At 60.4% G+C, this 18087-nt stretch carries 11 protein-coding genes; 4 read left to right on the top strand and 7 right to left on the bottom strand.

Annotated elements, in window-relative coordinates:
• Positions 1-229 precede the first annotated feature (229 nt).
• Positions 230-1150 (top strand): methionyl-tRNA formyltransferase, encoded by a 921-nt coding sequence (fmt, locus tag I2G43_RS06385; protein WP_195535510.1) that lies wholly within the window; start codon positions 230-232, stop codon positions 1148-1150.
• Entirely contained in the window at positions 1147-2547 is a 1401-nt protein-coding gene (locus I2G43_RS06380) for an RsmB/NOP family class I SAM-dependent RNA methyltransferase (RefSeq protein WP_195535509.1), read from the top strand. Before fmt ends, I2G43_RS06380 begins: the two co-directional genes overlap by 4 nt.
• 246 nt (positions 2548-2793) lie before the next feature.
• Here the strand turns inward: I2G43_RS06380 and I2G43_RS06375 are convergent, their stop codons facing one another.
• From I2G43_RS06375 to glgB, 7 genes are all read right to left on the bottom strand, one after another.
• Complete coding sequence (locus I2G43_RS06375; RefSeq protein WP_055310612.1) at positions 2794-3030, bottom strand: FmdB family zinc ribbon protein; 237 nt, start codon at positions 3028-3030, stop codon at positions 2794-2796.
• Positions 3031-3118: 88 nt separating this feature from the next.
• Positions 3119-6415: a 4-alpha-glucanotransferase gene (locus I2G43_RS06370; protein ID WP_195535508.1), complete on the bottom strand. Its 3297-nt coding sequence runs from the start codon at positions 6413-6415 to the stop codon at positions 3119-3121.
• Positions 6416-6631: 216 nt separating this feature from the next.
• Entirely contained in the window at positions 6632-8944 is a 2313-nt protein-coding gene (gene glgA / locus I2G43_RS06365; protein WP_229071642.1) for a glycogen synthase GlgA, read from the bottom strand.
• A 90-nt stretch (positions 8945-9034) separates the two neighbouring features.
• On the bottom strand, positions 9035-10162 hold the full coding sequence (gene glgD / locus I2G43_RS06360) for a glucose-1-phosphate adenylyltransferase subunit GlgD (protein WP_195535506.1): 1128 nt from the start codon (positions 10160-10162) through the stop codon (positions 9035-9037).
• Between the two features lie 4 nt (positions 10163-10166).
• A complete protein-coding gene (locus I2G43_RS06355; protein WP_195535505.1) occupies positions 10167-11315 on the bottom strand; it encodes a glucose-1-phosphate adenylyltransferase in 1149 nt (382 codons plus the stop codon).
• A gap of 108 nt (positions 11316-11423) precedes the next feature.
• A complete protein-coding gene (locus I2G43_RS06350) occupies positions 11424-13850 on the bottom strand; it encodes a glycogen/starch/alpha-glucan phosphorylase (RefSeq protein ID WP_195535504.1) in 2427 nt (808 codons plus the stop codon).
• A gap of 92 nt (positions 13851-13942) precedes the next feature.
• Positions 13943-16198: a 1,4-alpha-glucan branching protein GlgB gene (gene glgB / locus I2G43_RS06345; protein WP_195535503.1), complete on the bottom strand. Its 2256-nt coding sequence runs from the start codon at positions 16196-16198 to the stop codon at positions 13943-13945.
• Between the two features lie 331 nt (positions 16199-16529).
• On the opposite strand from glgB, the gene I2G43_RS06340 reads away from it, so the two are divergent.
• Complete coding sequence (locus tag I2G43_RS06340; RefSeq protein WP_195535502.1) at positions 16530-17219, top strand: HAD family hydrolase; 690 nt, start codon at positions 16530-16532, stop codon at positions 17217-17219.
• A gap of 9 nt (positions 17220-17228) precedes the next feature.
• Positions 17229-17870 carry a thiamine diphosphokinase gene (locus I2G43_RS06335; RefSeq protein WP_195535501.1) on the top strand — a complete coding sequence of 214 codons (642 nt, stop codon included), beginning with the start codon at positions 17229-17231 and terminating at the stop codon, positions 17868-17870.
• Positions 17871-18087: the final 217 nt, after the last annotated feature.

Genomic DNA, 18087 nt, shown 5'->3' with positions numbered 1-18087 from the left:
CACCGGGGACTGCGTTGTTCTGGCTCGGTTCGCCCGGGTGTCGTCGGGCCAGGGAAGGGCGTCTTCGCTGATAGGTGCTTTGCTGAAAGAGCTGCTTTTATTGCGGCTCTTTCTTTGGTTTTGGGTATATTTGTTCTTGTTGAATTGTTATTGCGGATGGGCTGGTGACTTGGCTTTCCGCTGTTCATTGTAGCCGTCTCGGCTCGTTATTGAGAGGAGACTAACTTTTATGCGTATTGTGTTTATGGGTACGCCCGATTTTGCTGTGCCTTCTTTAACTTCGCTTGTTGCGGCTGGCAACGAGATTGTGCTTGTTGTTACTCGTCCCGATGCTGTTCGTGGGCGTGGTAAGAAGCTTGAGCCTTCTCCTGTTAAGGCTAAGGCGCTTGAGCTGGGGTTGCCGGTTATTGAGGCTAATCGTATGACGCCCGAGGTTGTTGAGGCGCTCCAGGCTGCTCAGGCTGATATTTTCTGTGTGGCAGCCTATGGTTGCATTCTGCCTGATGAGGTACTGCATATGGCGCCGCTTGGTATTGTGAATGTTCATGCGTCCTTGCTGCCTCGTTGGCGTGGCGCTGCTCCCATTCAGCGTGCCATTCTTGCTGGTGATGAGGTTGCTGGCGTATCCATTATGCGTATTGGGCATGGCGTTGATACGGGCGCTTATTGTGCCCAGGCGTCTACGTCGGTTGCCGGTAAGCATGCCGAGGCGCTCACAATGGAGCTTGGCGAGCTGGGTGGCAAGTTGCTTGCCGATACGCTTCCTTCACTTGCTGACGGCACTGCTGTTTGGACCGAGCAGGATGAGTCGCTCGTCACCCATGCTGCGAAGATTTCCAAGCAGGAGATGCGTCTGGATCCGCAGATGGCGGCGCTTGATTGCGTGCGTCATGTGCTTGCTTCGTCTGATACGGCGCCTGCTCGTTGCGTAATTGCTGGCAAGACTTTGCGCGTGCTTGATGCTGCGCCTGCCAACGTGTCGCTTGGCGAGGGCCAGGTTCTTGTTCAGGCTAAGCGTGTCTACCTGGGGCTTTCCGATGGCGCGGTTGAGCTACTCGAGGTTAAACCCGACGGTAAGCGTGCTATGGCTGCTTCTGCTTGGGCTGCCGGCCTGCAGGGCGCCGACCTTACTTGGGGTGTTCTGTCATGAGCAAACTGTCTCCCGCGCGCAAGCTTGCACTCGATGTGTTGATGGAGGCCAATCGCCGTGGCATGTACGCGCGCGACGTGCTGTCCTCCCGTGCTTCTGCCAAGGCCATTGACCAGCGCGATTCTGCTTTTGCTGCTCGCTTGGCGCTTGGCGTTGCCGCTACGCAGGGTATTTTGGATGAGTTGCTCGACCAGTTTTTGGATAAGCCCAAAAAGGTGGCACCGCGCGTACGCATGGCGCTTCGCATTTCGGCCTTCGAGATGCTCTACCTGCATACGCCGGGCCGCGTGGCCGTGAGCCAGGGTGTTGAGCTGGTCCGCAGCGGTGCTAAGTCCGCTGCCGGCCTTGCGAATGCCGTGCTGCACAAGGTCGCAGATAACGTTGAGGATTTTGCCACCGCGTCCGATGCCGATGAGTCAGAGCGCCGTCTGGTGCGCCTGTCGCGTCTGATGGGTCTGCCGCGTTGGTTGTGCGCCCGCATTATGGTGTCGTTCGATACGCCCGAGGGCGCGCTCAACTTTGCCGGCAATCTGGCGCCTGCGCCGCTCGCCCTGCACGAGAATGCGTTTGCGACCAAGCCCGATCCGTGTATCTCGCAGCTCGTGGCGCCTGTCTTTCCGGGCTGCCATGCGCCGGTCGATGCTCAGGTCACCGTTGCTTCGGGTGTGTTTGAGCGTTCGGCTGCGGTGGCATCTGACCTCAACGCGCAGCTTATTGCCACGGCGGCTACGCGCCCCGGAAGCTGTCTTGAGATCGGGGCCGGTCGTGGCACCAAGACCTATGTGATGATGTGTCAGGCCAAGCGTGCCGGTTATGAGCGTCAACATACCGCGCTCGATCTGCACGACCGCAAGTGCGATCTCAATCTCGCGCGCTTGCATAAGGCGGGCATCAAGGGCGTACGAACCGTCTCGGGCGATGCCTGCGAGCTCGATGAGGTGCTCACGTCCTTTGATGCCATGCTTGGCGAGCGGGTCAAGTTCGATACCGTGTTTATCGATGCGCCGTGCTCGGGTACCGGAACCATGCGTCGTCATCCCGAGATCCCGTGGCGCCTGACCGAGAGCGATGTGACGACCGAGCTGCCCAAGCTACAGCTGACGATGCTCAAGGAGGCTGCTGCGCGTGTGGCTGCCGATGGCGAGCTCATCTACGCGACGTGCTCGGTCTTTGACGAGGAGAACACGCAGGTCGTGGACGCGTTCCTGAGTTCTTCCGAGGGCGAGGGCTTTTCCGTGGCGCCGCTCTCCGAGGCGCAGATTCTGCAACTCTCTGAGTTCGAGCAGGCCAAGAAGCTCGTATCTGTCCGTCAAAACGACCGAGGCCTCTTCCAAAGTGTCCCCGTCAACGCCGACTCCTACGACGGCCACTTCTGCGCCCGCCTGGTCCGAAAGTAAATCGAAGCCCAGGGGTAGCTAATTTGGGACGGGGCATTTTTAGCTACCCCCACCTGTCGGATGATTTTTCTGGGACGGGGATTAAAAAATCATTAGGTAAACAATGATTTTTTAATCCCCGTCCCAGAAAAATCATCCAGAGCATTCGCTCAGACATGGGGTAGCTAAAAAAGCCCCGTCCCAAATTAGCTACCCTGGCAACAAAAAGGCCCCGCGATCGGTGTTGATCGCGGGGCCTTTTTGTTTCTAGTGGCTATGCGGGCAGTTGGCGCAGCAGCCGCTGGTGGCGCTGGTGCTGGAACCGCCGCTGCGCTGGTCGGTGTTGTAGAAGCCGCTGCCCTCAAACTTGATGCCGCTGGCCGAGAACGTCTTGGCGGCCGGAGCGCCGCAGCTCGGGCACACGACCTCGGGGGTCTCGGACATGGGATGCTCAACCTCAAACACGTTGCCGCAGCTCGAGCACTTGTAATCGTAGCGCGCCATAATACTTCCTTTTCAGCACAAAGCGGGCAGATCGCTCTGCCCGCATAAATTCAAACGTCTGTAACTGTACCCTATATCGGGGGTTTTATCACGCTTCGCCCCAGAATCTATGGGTGTTGCGCAGGAGCTGTGCAGTTTTGTCCTCGGCAGCCTCGACATCCGCCTCGTCAGCCTGCCAGGTCCAGTTGCCCGTGGCGACACCCGGCACGTTCATGCGCGCATCATCGCCCAAGCCCAGCACATCCTGCAGCGGCATCATTACCAGGGGAGCGTCACTTGCGAGCGCATCGCCCATCAGCTTACCCGCAAATTCCTTACCGCTCGGCTCGTCGCCGCCCGCAAAGGAGCGCGTACACCAGCCGGCGAGCGTCGACGTGTCGTGCGTCGAGGTGTACAGGATCTTGCCGGGCGTGGGATAAATCCCGTTGCGAACGTCGTAATCGCTAAACTCAAGTACGTCCATGCCGGGGAAACCACAGGTCGAAGCCATGGCGCGAACGCCGGGCGTCAAATAGCCCAAATCCTCGGCAATAAAGTTGAGCGGACCCAGCTCGTCGTAGGCAGTCTTGAACAGATCCTTGCCCGGACCCGCCAACCAGCGGCCGTCAGCGCAAGCCTTACCAGCGGGAATGCTAAAGTAGCTGTGGAAGCCCAGGAAGTGGTCCAGGCGCACGCGGTCGTAGAGCGAGAACGCACGACGCAGACGGTCCATCCACCAACGGTAACCGTTCTCTTTCATGTGGTCCCAGCGGAAGGTGGGGTTGCCCCATACCTGGCCCTCGGGCGCAAAGTTGTCGGGCGGCGCGCCGGAAATCTCAATCGCCTTGCCGGTATCGGACAGCCAGAAGTTCTCGGGCTCGCTCCACGCGTCGGCCGAATCGTCCGAGACGTACATCGGAATGTCGCCGATAACCTCGATGCCCTTCTTGTGCGCGTAATTCATAAGCTCGCACCATGCCAGGTCAAAGCGGTACTGCATGTACGCCTGCAGCTCGGCCTCGTCGTGGAAACGCTCGTCGTCGATCAGATGCTCGTTGTAGCGTGCGACTTCGGCCGGCCAATCGTGGCGTGACTCGCCCTCAAAATACTTTTTGACGGCCATGTATACGCAGTACTTCTCGAGCCAGTCGGCATTGCGATGCTTAAACGCCGTGTAGAGCGGGTCGGCGTCCTCGCCACCGCGGGCCTTCCAGGTCTTAAAGTCGGCCGCCAGCTCCTCATGGCTCTCTGGCAGCAGGTCGATATTGCCCGCAAAGGCCGAAGGGCCAGCGTAAGGGGAGCGGAAGAAATCCGTCGGGTTGACGGGCAGGACCTGCCAGTAGCGCATGCCCATGGCGGCCAGATGGTCGATAAAGCGACGCGTGGGCGCGCCGATCGTGCCGGGCTTGCCGTCGTCGGTCGGCACCGAGGTGATATGGCATACGACGCCCGCACCGTGATCGAGCGGCTCCTGCAGGCGCTGCTCGGCGTGGTGATAGATGATCGACGAACCCAGCGGGTACAGGTCGAGCGTGACCGTGCCGTTGTGGATCACGCACTCGTGGCCGCTAATGACGTCGCTTGCACATTCGCCGAGCGCCGGAATCGTCACGCGATGCGAATTGCGCAGGCTGCGGTTGATGATAACGGTCGCGGACTCGCCGTCCTTGCCCGTACGGTTGTAGGCCAGCACCTCGTCATTGAGCGCGAAGGCCTTGATTTCGCCGTCGATCATAAACGGCAGCGCACGGCGTACGGCCGAGGCGTTCTTAACGATAGCCAGCGTGTCAAAGTCGTGCAGCTGGTCCTTGGTCGGCATGGTGCGTCGATTGCCCGGGTCGGTTAGGCCCTCCAGGCCGTACTCGTCGCCGTAATAGATCGAAGGCACGCCAGGGAAGGTCATCTGCATAAGCGTCGCGAGCCAAAAGCGGCTCTTGGCCAGGCCCATCGCACCTTCGTCCAAACGCCATTTACTGCGCTCGCACTCGGGCAGCTGCGACTCGTCGGGGCCGCCGCCAAGCACCGAGATAATGCGAGGTCGGTCGTGGCTCGAAAGCAAATTGAGCGCGCAGGACAATGCCTCGCTCGGGTAGTTCTCGCGTAGGGTCTCGATGTCCTCGGCCGCCTGGTAGGCGTTCTTGTAGCCCATCAAAAACCCGATGACCATGTCGCGGAAGGGGTAGTCCATGGCGGAATCAAGCTCGGAGCCCTGCAGGTAGCGGCGCAGATGGCCGTAGCTAATCTTGTTGGAGGCGTCCTCCCAGACCTCGCCGAGCAGCAGCGCGTCGGGCTTTTCGGCAAGTACTGCCTTCTTGATCTCGGCCAGAAAGTCGTCAGAAAGCTCGTCAGCGACGTCCAGGCGCCAACCATGGGCACCGGCGCGCAGCCATTTGCGAATCACGCCATGCTTGCCCAAGAGCCTCTCGCGCACCAGCTCGGAGTTCTCGTTGATGGCGGGCATATTGCCTACGCCCCACCAGCAGTCGTACGAGCCGTCCTCATGGAAGGTAAACGCATCGCGCCACGGCGAATCCTCACTCTGCCAAGCGCCCACGCCGGGGTAGTTGCCATAGCGGTTAAAGTAGATCGAGTCGTCGCCTGTGTGGTTAAAGACGCCGTCCAGAATGATGGAGATGCCCAGCTTCTCGGCTGCCTGGCACAGCTCGGTAAAGTCCTGCTCGGTGCCCAGGATCGGGTCGATCTTGGTGTAGTCGGCCGTATCGTAGCGGTGGTTGCTCGCGGCCTCAAAGATGGGGTTGAGGTAGATGGCCGTAAAGCCCAGCTCGGCGATGCGCGGCAGGTCTTCTTGGATGCCCTTGAGCGAGCCGCCGTAGAAGTCCCAGGTCTTAATGGAGCCGTCCTCGGCGCGCTCGTAGACGGGCGGCTCGTTCCAATCCTCGACCATGCGACGTTGAATGCCCTTGCGCGGCTTTTCGAGCCCTGCCATTGTGCGCTCGCGCCAATGCTCGTCGCGGGCGTAGCGGTCGGGGAAGATCTGGTAGACCATGCCGCGCTCGTACCACTCGGGACGAACTTCGCGGTGTTTGTAAACGGTGAGCTGGAAGGACGGTACCTCGACGTAATCGTAGGTTACGCCCTCGCCGCCGGTGCGACCCTGCGGCGCGCCCAAGCGAACCTCGGGCTGGCCCTCGATATTGCATATAAAGCTGTACCAGATAAGACAGGGCTCGCCACACTCCAGTTCGGCGGTATAGATGCCGTCGCCCTCGTGCGTCATGGGATACAGAGATTCCCCGATCTCGTCGACCCAGGTGCGCAGCGTAAGCGTTGCCTGGTTGGGATCGGCGTCCTCCAAAATCACGGAGAGCGTAACGGAAGTTCCAGTGGTCACAGCACCAAACGGAGCGCGAAACTGCGGCAGGCGGCTGTTGTGAATCAATCTCATAGTATGGTCCAGTTCTATACAATCATGGCCAACGGGTCATGGGCTTAACGCACAGTTGTTAAGTATATCCGTTGCACTTTAGTTGTATAAACTACAGCCGCTCACTATCGGCGAACGGTTGTGCTAGATAATCGTTTTACCCCATCTATAGAACAAGGGGTGTCGCACTGAACGACACCCCTTGTTTATTGAGGATTAGATTGTGGATCGTCCGGATTAGCGGCGCTTGCGAGTGGCAGTAGCCTTACGGACGGAGGTCTTCTTGGACGGAGCCTTTTTCTCGGCCGGAGCGGCGGGGGAGACCGTAGTCTCCTTGGCGGGCTCGGACTTTGCCCCAGCCTTGACCTCGGCTGCCTTCGGCGCCGGCTCGGGCTTTACCTCGGGCTTGGCGTCGGCCTTGGGCTCTGCTTTGGGGGCAGCAGCCTTGGTCGTAGTCTTTTTGGCCGTCGTCGTGGTGCGCTTGCGCGTGGTGGTCTTCGCGGTAGGCTTGGCCTCGACGGTTGCCTCGGCCTTGGGCTCGACGGGCTTCTCCTCGACCTTGGCAGCAGGCTTTGCTGCGGCCTTGGGGGCAGCCTTCGTTGCGGCGGCCTTGGTGGTCGTCGTCTTCGAAGCCGTGGTCTTCTTGGCGGCGGTGGACTTAGCGGCGGTCGTCTTCTTGGCAGTGGTCTTAGCCGGAGCCTTGGCGGCCGGCTTGGTCTCGGCGACAGGTGCCTCAGTCTTGGCCTCGGCCTTTACCTCGGGAGCAGCGTCAACTTCGGCTGCCTTTTTGGCAGCGGCGGTCGTGCGCTTGCGCGTGGTCGTTGCCTTGGCGGTAGTTGTCTTGGCAGCGGTGGTCTTGCTCGCAGCGGCCTTCGTGGCCGTAGCCTTCTTAGCCGTTGCCTTGCGGGCCGTCGTCTTCTTGGCGGCAGGCTTCGCTGCGGGCTTTACCTCGGCCTCGACAGCCGTCTTCTCCTCGGCCTTGGGCTCCTCAACAGCGGGCTCCTTAACGTGCGCCGCAGGCTCGGCCTCAACAGCAACCGGCTCCTCGACAGCCGCAGCAGCCTTCACAGCCGCCGGACGCTCAATCTCCGGGTGCATAAAGAAGTACAGGTCCAGATACTTATCGGCCGAGCGCGTCCAACTAAAGTCCTGGCTCATGGCCTGCGTGACCAGCTGGTTCCAGGCATCGCGGTTGTCCCAGAACAGGCGTGCCGCGCGGAACACCGCGTCGCCCATCTCGTCGCCGTTAAAGTTGGTAAACGAGAAGCCCGTGCCCTCGCCGGTAAACTCGTTGTACGGCTGCACGGTGTCCTTCAGGCCACCGGTCTCGCGCACGATGGGCAGGGTGCCGTAGCGCATGGCGATGATCTGCGACAGACCGCAGGGCTCAAACTTGGACGGCATCAGGAACATGTCGGCGGCGGCGTACATACGCTGCGACAGCGCCGGATCGAACTCGATGCGTGCGGCCATGGTGCCGGGGTACTTGTCCTGGAAGTAGCGCAGGCCATCCTCGTAGTCGCGGTCGCCGGTGCCCAGCACGGCCACCTGAACGCCGCCGGACAGGATGCGGTCGAGCGCGTACATGACCAGGTCCATGCCCTTCTGGCGCGTCAGGCGCGTGACCATCACCATGAGCGGGCGGTCGTCGCGAACCTCGAGGCCCAGCTCCTCCTGCAGCTTGGCCTTGCACACGGCCTTGCCGGAACGGTCCTCAACCGTGTAGTTTGCGGCAATACGCTTGTCGGTCGCCGGGTCAAAGCCTGCCACGTCAATGCCGTTCAAAATGCCCTGCAGCGCGTAGGAGCGCTCGCGCAGCACGCCGTCCAGGCCCTCGCCAAACTCGGGCGTCTGGATCTCGCCCGCATAGGTGGGGCTTACCGTGGTGATGGCATCGGCATAGTGCAGCGCGCCCAGCATGTAGTTGATGCTGCAGGCGTCGCAGCGCAACTGCGTGGCTGCCGCGGGAATATGCGCCACACCCAGGATGTCCTCCATTACGGTGTCGCTAAACTGACCCTGGAACGCCACGTTGTGGATCGAGAACACGGTCTTGACGCGGTCGTACAGCGGCAGGCCCTGGTAGAACTCGCGCAAGAACACGGGCGCCAGTGCCGTCTGCCAGTCGTTGCAGTGCAGGATGTCGCACTCAAAGCCCTCGGGCAGGTGCTGCAGGCTCTCGGTGATGGCTTTGGAGAAGAACGCAAATCGCTCGCCGTCGTCAAAGAAGCCGTACGGATAGTCGCGCGCAAAGTAGCGCTCGTTGTCGATGAACATATAGGTGACGCCATCGTGCTCGAGCTTCTCGAGCCCGCAGTATTCGTTGCGCCAGCCCAGGCTCACGTAAAAGTCGGAGAAGTGCTCCATCTGCGCCTTGTACTCGTCCTTGATGGTGGCGTACTTGGGCACCATCACGATGACTTCGGCGCCGGCGCGCACAAGCGCCGCAGGCAGCGAGCCCGCCACGTCGCCCAGGCCACCGGTCTTCACAAACGGTGCGCACTCGGCCGAGGCAAACACGATCTGCATCTTTTTGCTGGAATCTGCCATATTGTCTCCCATGTTGCAATTCGAGAATAGCCGCCAGGCGCTAACCGGGCGGCTATTCTTAAGTTTACGTGCGATTATGCGACGCCAATGTTAACGAGCGATGGTGGTATCGGAAGTTAACGGAGCCTTGCCCAGCACCAGGATGTTCTCGGGCGTGCCGCGAAGCTCGGTGTTGGTGGGCACCACGTTGTTCTTGTCCAGGATGGCGTTCTCAACGCGGGCGCCGCTCTTGATGATGCAGCTCTGGTTGATGATCGAGTTGGTCACCGAGGCGCCTTCCTCAACCACAACGCCGCGCGACAGGATCGAGTTGCGCACGGTGCCCTTGATGATGCAGCCGGCCGAGATGATCGAGTTGCACGCGTGGCTGCCAGTCGCGTAGCGCGAAGGCGGCACGTCGTGGGCCTTGGTCAGGATGGGGCGCTCGGGGTCAAAGAGCTGGTCGGCCACGGTCTGGTCGAGCAGGTCCATGCTGCGGCGATACAGCGACTTCTCGCTAAACACGCCCACGACCTCGCCCTTGTACTCATAACTGCACACGTCGATGTTGCCAAAGTCGCCCTGGAGTGCCTCGAGCAGGTCCAGGTAGTCGGCGGCCTGGTAGTGGTCGATGATCTCGAGCAGCGTCTCGCGGTTGACGATGCAGCAGTCCATAGAGGCGTTGTCGCCGTACACGACGCCGGCGCTCACGCCCGTCAGGCGGCCGTTCTCGTTAATCTCGAGCTTGGTCTCGTCATCAACATTGCGCGTGGCCTTGCAGTACACCACGGTCATTTGGGCGCCGGAGTTCTCGTGCGCGTCGATGATGGTGTTAAGGTCCATGTTAAAGATGATGTTGGTGCCCATCATCACAACGTAGGGCTTGTCCGAGCGCTGGAACAGCGTCTTGTTGGAGATGATGTCGCGCAGCAGGAAGCGCATGCCGCCCTTGGTGGTGCCATACGCGTTGCCGGGCACCATGAACAGGCCGCCCTTCTTGCGGTCCAGGCCCCAGTCCTTGCCCGAACCCACGTGGTCGATCAGCGAGCGGTAGTTTCCCGGCATGACGACGCCGACGGTCTTGATGCCGGCATTCATCATGTTGGACAGCGGGAAGTCGATCAGACGGTAGCGGCCCAAAAACGGAACGGACGCGATGGGGCGGTCCTTGAGCAGCACGCTGCCGTAGGTCGAAGAGTAGTTAGCGGTGATATAACCGATGGCCTTGCGATTGATCATCGGATCATTCCCCCTTCCCGATAACGACGTCATTTCCAACGACGGCCGTATCCTTGGTGGTATCGACAGAGCCGAGCTTCACGCCCTCTTCGACCGTGGAGTTCTCGCCCAAAATAGCGCGGCAGATGTGCGCGCCGCTCTTAACGTGCGCACCCGGCAGCAGCACGGAGTCCTCGACCACGGCGCGTTCCTCGATGATGACATCGGTCGAAAGGATCGAGTGACGAGCGGTACCGTAGATCTTGCAGCCGTTAGAGACCAGGCAGTCGTCCAGGCGGCCGTCCGGGCCAATGTAGTGCGGCGGACGCGTGGTGATGTTGGACATGATGGGGAAGTTCTTGTCAAACAGATCGAACTCGGGGTTGTTGCCCAGCAGGTCCATCGAGGTCTCGTGGAAGCTGGCGATGGTGCCGACGTCCTTCCAAAAGCCGTGGAACTCGTAGCTGTACAGACGCTTATTCTCGCCGAGCAGCTTGGGGATGATGTCCTTGCCAAAGTCGTGGTTCGAGCGTTGGTCCAGAGCGTCCTCCTCGAGCGCCTCGATCAGCACGTCGGCCGAGAAGATGTAGATGCCCATGGACGCGAGGTTCGAATCGGGCTTCTCGGGCTTCTCGGTAAACTTGGTGATGCGGCCGTCCTCGGGGTCGGTGGTCAGGATGCCAAAGCGGCTGGCCTCCTCCCACGGCACGGGCATAACGCTCACCGTGAGGTCGGCGTTGTTCTCAATGTGCGTCTTGAGCATCTTGCGGTAGTCCATGCGATACAGATGGTCGCCCGAAAGAATCAGGACGTACTTGGGGTCGTTGGCCTTGATGTAGTCGAGGTTCTGCGTAATGGCGTCGGCCGTGCCCGCATACCAGGCGCCACCGGTCTGCGTCTCGTACGGCGGCAGGATCGACACGCCGCCGTCACGGCTGTCCAGATCCCAAGCCTCGCCGGAGCCCACGTAGGCATGCAGCAGGTAGGGGCGGTACTGCGTCAGAACGCCCACCGTGTCGATGCCCGAGTTGGAGCAGTTGGACAGCGAAAAGTCGATAATGCGGAACTTGCCACCAAAGCTAACCGCCGGCTTAGCGATCTTTTGGGTGAGCGCCCCCAATCGGCTGCCCTGTCCTCCTGCGAGGAGCATCGCGATGCATTCTTTCTTACTCATCGATTTCTCCTTCTGTCATCGATGTTTCTAAACCCATTAGCGACGGGCGCGGCGCTCGGTCGCGCCCGTCGAGTAATGCCGTGCTGGCATAAGGGAGCTCGCGCGCCTTTACGCGTGCCAGATCTCGTCGCGGTACTCGCGAATGGTGCGGTCGCTCGAGAACCAGCCGGAGGAGGCGGTGTTGAGCAGCGCCTTGCGGTTCCAGGTCTCCTGGTCGCCGTAGCTGTTCGTGAGCGCCTCCCAGGCGTCGACGTAGCTGCGGAAATCGGCCATGACCAGGTCGGGGTCGTTGTTGTTCATAAGCTCGTTGTAGATGCTCTCGAAGTTGCCCGAAAGACCCGCAAAGGTGTTGTCCTTGAGCTCGTCCATCACGCGGCCCAGACGCTCGCGGTCGCCGTTGAGGGTGTCCCACGCAAAGTAGCTGTTGGATGCCCAGAGCTGCTCGACCTCGGGAGCGGTCAGGCCAAAGATGGCCTCGTTCTCGCGGCCGGCCAGGTCGGCGATCTCGATGTTGGCGCCGTCGAGGGTGCCCAGCGTAATGGCGCCGTTCATCATGAGCTTCATGTTGGACGTGCCCGAGGCCTCCTTGCCGGCCGTGGAGATCTGCTCCGAGATCTCGGCGGCGGGGTAGATGAGCTGGGCGTTGCTTACGCGGAAGTTGGGGATAAAGCAGACCTTCATGACCTCGTTGACGCGGGCATCGTTGTTGATGACGTCGGCCACGGAGTTAATGAGGCGGATGGTCTCCTTGGCAAAGGTGTAGCTCGAGGCAGCCTTGCCGCTAAAGATGAAGGTCGTCGGCGTCACATGGAAGTTGGGATCGTCGATGCGACGGTTGTAGATGTCCATCACCTTCATGATGTTCATGAGCTGGCGCTTGTAGGCATGGAAGCGCTTAACCTGAACATCGAAGACGGTGTTGGGGTCGATGACCAGACCAGTTTCGGCCTTGACGTAGGCGGCCAGGCGCTCCTTGTTGGCGCGCTTGGAGGCACCCACGGCCTTAAGGAACTCGGTGTCGTTCTGGAACTCCTTGAGTTTCTCCAGCTCAAAGGCGTCCTTGAGCCAGCCATCGCCAATGGCCTCGGTGACGAGCTTGGCGTAGGTGGGGTTGGCCTCGGCAAAGAAGCGACGGTGCGAGATGCCGTTGGTCTTGTTGTTGAACTTTTCGGGCGTCAGGGCATAGAAGTCCTTGAGCACGATGTTCTTGATGATGTCGGAGTGGATCTTGGCCACGCCGTTGACGCTGTGGCTGCAGATCACAGACAGGTTGGCCATGCGAATCTCGCCGTCCCACAGAATGGCGGTCTGGCGCAGACGCTCCTGCCAGCCTTCCTGGGTGGTGTCGAACGACTCGTGCCAACGACGGCTAATCTCGTCGATGATCTGGTACACGCGGGGGAGGAGCTTGGAGAACGTGCCGATGGGCCACTTCTCCAGAGCCTCGGGCAGGATGGTGTGGTTGGTGTAGCTCACGACCTGCGTCACGATGCTCCAGGCGTCGTCCCACTCGAGCTTCTTCTCGTCGATGAGGATGCGCATGAGCTCGGGGCCGCACATGGCGGGGTGAGTGTCGTTGGTGTGGATGGCAACAAACTGCGGCAGCAGCTCCCAGTTCTCGCCGTGCTCCTTCTCAAAGGTGTCGAGCAGGCTGTAGATGCCGGCGGAGACAAATAGGTACTCCTGCTTCAGGCGCAGCAGACGGCCGTGCTCGCCGGCGTCGTTGGGGTAGAGGATGGCGCTGATGGCCTCGGCCTCGGCGCGCTCGGCATCGGCCAGGGCGTAGTCGCCGCGGTTGAAGGCCTCCAGATCGAAGTGCTCCTCGACCGGCTCGGCGGCCCAGACGCGCAGCTTGTTGACGGTCTCGCCGGCATAGCCCACCACGGGGATGTCGTAGGGGACTGCCAGGATGTCCTGTGTGTCCACCGTGCGGTAGAACGTGCGGCCGTTCTCCTCAAAGCCCTCAACATGGCCACCAAACTTAATGGTCACGGCCTTGTCCTGACGGCGGACCTCCCAGGGATAGCCGTGGGTGAGCCACTCGTCGGTGGCCTCGACCTGGCTGCCGTTGACGATCTCCTGCTTAAACAGGCCGTAGCGGTAGCGCATGCCGTTGCCGTAACCGGCGATGCCCTCGGCTGCCATGGAATCCAGGAAGCACGCTGCCAGACGGCCCAGGCCACCGTTGCCCAGAGCCGGATCGGGCTCCTGGTTCTCGATGATGGAAAGGTCGAAGCCCATGTCGTCGAGCGCCTCGGCGACCATGTCGCGCACGCCAAAGTTGAGCAGGTAGTTGTCGAGCAGGCGGCCGATCAAAAACTCGATCGAGAAGTAGTACACGCGCTTTTTGCCCTCGGCGGTGGCGCGGGCGTCGCTCTTGGTGGCAACGGTGCGCGCCTTCTCGGCCACGAGCTTGGCCAGGGCGTTAAAGCGGTCGAGGTCGCTGGCGGCCTCGACACTCTTGCCGCTGATGCTCATGACGGCATCGCGATAGAGCTCGGTAAATTCCTGCTTGTTGTCGAAGATCTTATTCATACGTTCCTTTCCCCCGGGGATATCTCCCGGAACGGTTATGACTTACATCCTACGCCCCGGTGGGGCGGGTGATTACAGCGGTAACGACTTTGTTACGCATCCTTGGCAGGCGACTTAACGGCGGCTGACTTGGCCTTGGTAGTTGCCTTCTTGGCAGCCGGCTTCTTGGCCGCAGCCTTGGCCCTGGTTGCCTTGGTCGTCGTGGCCTTCGCCTTCGCGGGAGCCTTCTTAGCAGCCGCAGGCTTAGGCTTCACCGAGGACGCGCGCTTATGCGTGGTCGCCTTGGGAGCCTCAACCACCGGCGGCTTGTAGCTGCTGGGACCGCGGCGCTTAAGCACCACGCCAGCCAGGCCAGGCACCTTAATCTCGATGGAGTCCATCTGCCCGTTCCAGGGATAGGGCTCGCTCGAGCAGGTGTAGGGCTCCTCACCGGCATAGCCACTGCCGCCAAACTCGGGACGGTCGGAATCGAAGATGACCTCCCAGTCGCCCTCGCGCGGCACGCCCACGCGGAAGCTCTCGTAGCTCGCCGGGTCAAAGTTGATCAGGATCACCAGGTCGTCGTCAATGTCCTCGCCCTGGCGCACAAAGCTCACGATGGACTGCTTGGAGTTGTCCGCATCGATCCAGGTAAAGCCGTCGTCGGTGTAGCCGCGCTCGTACAGGGCGGGCTCGGCGGTGTACAGGTGGTTGAGCGCCTTGATAAACGCCTGATGATGCTTGTGGGTCTCGTACTCCTCGGTCAGGAACCACTGGATGGACTCGTAGTAGCGCCACTCAATAAACTGGCCGATCTCGTTGCCCATAAAGTTGAGCTTGGCACCGGGGTGCGTCATCTGGTAGAAGGCCAGCGTGCGCAGGCCGGCAAACTGGCGCCACCAGTCGCCCGGCATGCGGCCGATCAGCGAGCACTTGCCGTGCACGACCTCGTCGTGGCTCAGCGGGCAGATAAAGTTCTCGGTAAAGGCGTACATGATGGAGAACGTGAGCAGGCCGTGGTTTCCGGGGCGCCACGGAAAATCGGTCTGCATGTAGTGCAGGGTGTCGTTCATCCAGCCCATGTCCCACTTGTAGTGGAAGCCCAGGCCGCCGTCCTGCGGCGGATAGGTCACGAGCGGCCACGCGGTGGACTCCTCGGCCATCATCATCACGTCGGGGTAGTGCGCCTCCACGGCGCAGTTGACCTGGCGGACAAACGCGCTGGCGTCCAGGTCCTCCTCGGTACCGTACTTGTTGAACTTCTTTTGACCAGGATCGTCAATGCCAAAGTTGAGGTACAGCATGCTGGACACGCCGTCCATGCGGATGCCGTCCACATGGAAGTTCTCGAGCCAGTACAGCACGTTGGAGACCAGGAAGGAGCGGACCTCGCCGCGGGCGAAGTCGAACTTGTGCGTACCCCAGTTGGGGTGAATCTCGTGCTCAAACAGCATATGGCCGTTAAAGGTGGCAAGGCCGTGGGAATCGGCGCAAAAACCGCCGGGCACCCAGTCCATGATCACGCCAATGCCCGCCTCGTGGCACGCGTCGATAAAGTGCATGAGCTGCTGCGGGTTGCCGTAGCGCGACGTGGCGGCGTAGTAGCCGGTCGTCTGGTAGCCCCAAGAGCCGTCGAAGGGATGCTCCATGAGCGGCATGACCTCGATATGCGTGTAGCCCATGTCGCGCACGTAGTCCACGAGCTCCACCGACAGGTCGTCGTAGGTGTAGAACTCGCCGCGCTGCGCGGGGAAGGGGTCCATGGGGCCAGGGTAGTTGCCGTACTCGTCCGGCTCGCCCTGCGGCGCGTCGCCGTGGCGCTTCCACGATCCAATATGTACCTCGTAGATGTTAAGGGGCTGCGACATATGGTTGTGGCTGGCGCGGCGCTTGAGCCATGCGGCATCGTTCCACTTGTAGCCATCGAGGGTCCACAGCACGCTAGCGGTACCCGGAGGGCATTCGGCCTTAAAGGCATATGGATCGGCCTTGTAAAGCTTTTCGCCCTCGTTGGTCTCGATAAGGTATTTATAGAGCTGGCCCTGCTCGGCGCCAGGAATAAAGCCTTCCCAAATAGCGCTCGTATGCATGGGCACCAGCGGGTTGGCATCCTCATCCCAGTCGTTAAATTCGCCAATGACGTGGACGCTCTTTACATCGGGCGCCCAAACGCAAAAACGCCAGCCGCGCGTACGGTTTTGCGTGTCGGGGTGCGCACCCATCTTTTCCCAGCTGCGCTCCCACATGCCAATGCCAAACAGATAGACATCGTCCTTAGAGAGCTCCGGTGCGTGCGGAGCGGCCTTGCGAGTAGCGGGCTTTTTTGCCGTTGGCTTTAGCTTTGTATCGCTCACGTTTGATCCCATCATGACGCGGCAGCATGTTGCCTTGGTGACTAGATGCGAAAGGTCCAAGGCTGCACGAATCGAAGGGACGGCGATAGTTCTATGATTCGTTCCACCTCGCGTGCTCGGTGGAACTTTCGGCAGAAACTACGATAACACCTGTACGTTAGTTTTATGGACGAAAGCGGATTTGCGAGGGCGTTTAATCGGTAAGCGACATGTTTATACCACTGGCAGAATTGCCGTGGTAAAACCCTTGACAGTTTTACCAATTAGGGTTTCAAAACTGATAGGCTTACGTTTGGTAAAACGTTTTTAGCAGGTTGTTTACCATTTGACATCGAAAGGCTCGTTTATGAACCACATCGCTGCTCCAAGTGTTGCTTTTATTTTCGATTGCGACGGAACACTGGTTAATAGCTCCCCCGTCTGGGGCCATGCGCAGACCGAGTTATTGCGCCGTCATGGTATTGATGTGACGGTCGACGATTTTGCCCAGTTCGAACACCTTTCACTCGAGGACGAGTGCCGGGCCTACCACGACACGTGGGGCATTGGCGTGAATGGCAAGGAAGTTTATCGCGAGCTGGGCGATATTTTGATTGATGGGTACTCCAAGGTGCCGCCGCGGGAAGGGCTCTTGGCGTTTCTGGAGCAGGCGAAGGCTGCGGGCATTGCCATGTGCGTGGCCACGTCCACGCCGGCCGAGCTGGTGAAGTCTGCGCTTGCGGCCGCTGGCCTTGAACGCTATATGGAGTTTATTACCACGACGGGCGAGGCGGGACGCTCCAAGCAGTTCCCCGATGTATACGAGCTGGCGTTGCGTCGCCTGGAAGAGCGCCACGGGCACAAGTTTGAGCGCGCGTGGGTGTTTGAGGACGCCGTCTTTGGACTTAAGAGCTCTGGCATTGCAGGCTTTAAGCGTGTGGGCATCTATGACCCGCACGGCCGTATGGAGCGCGACGAGGTTTGCGATAACTGCGAAATCTTTATCGACAGCTATGAGGACCTGGACCTGGCCCGCGTGCTTTCGTTTGAGGGCTAGGCGAGGGCCGTGGCTTGTAAAGTATTAGTTGTTTGCGGCTCGCCGGTGGTGGCGAGCGCGGATCTGCTGCGTCAACTGGCGGGGGAGTGCGACCACGTTGTCGCCGTGGACCGCGGGCTCGATGCTCTGCTGGGCGCTGGCCTGAGCTGCGACGTCTACGTCGGCGACGCCGACACCGTAAGCGATGAGGGACGCGCTCTGGTCGATGCCGCTGTTGATTTTGAAGTAGAACGCCACGACCCCTACAAGGACTATACCGATCTGGCGCTGGCGCTCGATTCCGTCCGTCGCCGCTGGCCGGGTGCCGAAGTGGTAGCAACCTGCGCCACCGGCGGCCGCCCGGACATGGCCCTGTCCGTACTGGGGCTGCTCGCGGGCTATGCGGACGCCCCCGTCTGGATCGAAGAAGACGAAGTGACGGCCAGAATCCTGCACCAGGACGAGACTTGGACCATCGATGGCGCCGAGGGCAAAACCATCTCCATCATCGCCATAGCCCCCAACACAGAGATAAGCGAACACGGCCTAGAGTGGAAACTGGATCATTCTCCTCTAGGACTCTTGGCTGACACGGGCATCAGCAATATTGTCCGATCCACAGCTAAGATAGTCGTCCACGCCGGAACGGCGATCGCCTACCTCTACAAGTAAGGCATCGTCGCGCGAGGGTTTTATCGGGACGGGGCTGAATTGACTGATTTTGCCGAAGTCAAAATCAGTCAATTCAGCCCCGTCCCAGGAAAACCCGTAAGAAAAAGTTTCAACAAAAACCTCTTGCATCCCCGAAGATCTTCCCCTATAGTACTACCTCGTCACGGGGGCGTAGCTCAGCTGGGAGAGCGCTTGACTGGCAGTCAAGAGGTCAGGG

The sequence above is a fragment of the Collinsella aerofaciens genome, assembly GCF_015557435.1.
Taxonomy (GTDB): domain Bacteria; phylum Actinomycetota; class Coriobacteriia; order Coriobacteriales; family Coriobacteriaceae; genus Collinsella; species Collinsella aerofaciens_Z.
Note: the sequence above shows the minus strand (reverse complement) of the source record. Positions and strands in the feature narration are given on the sequence as shown.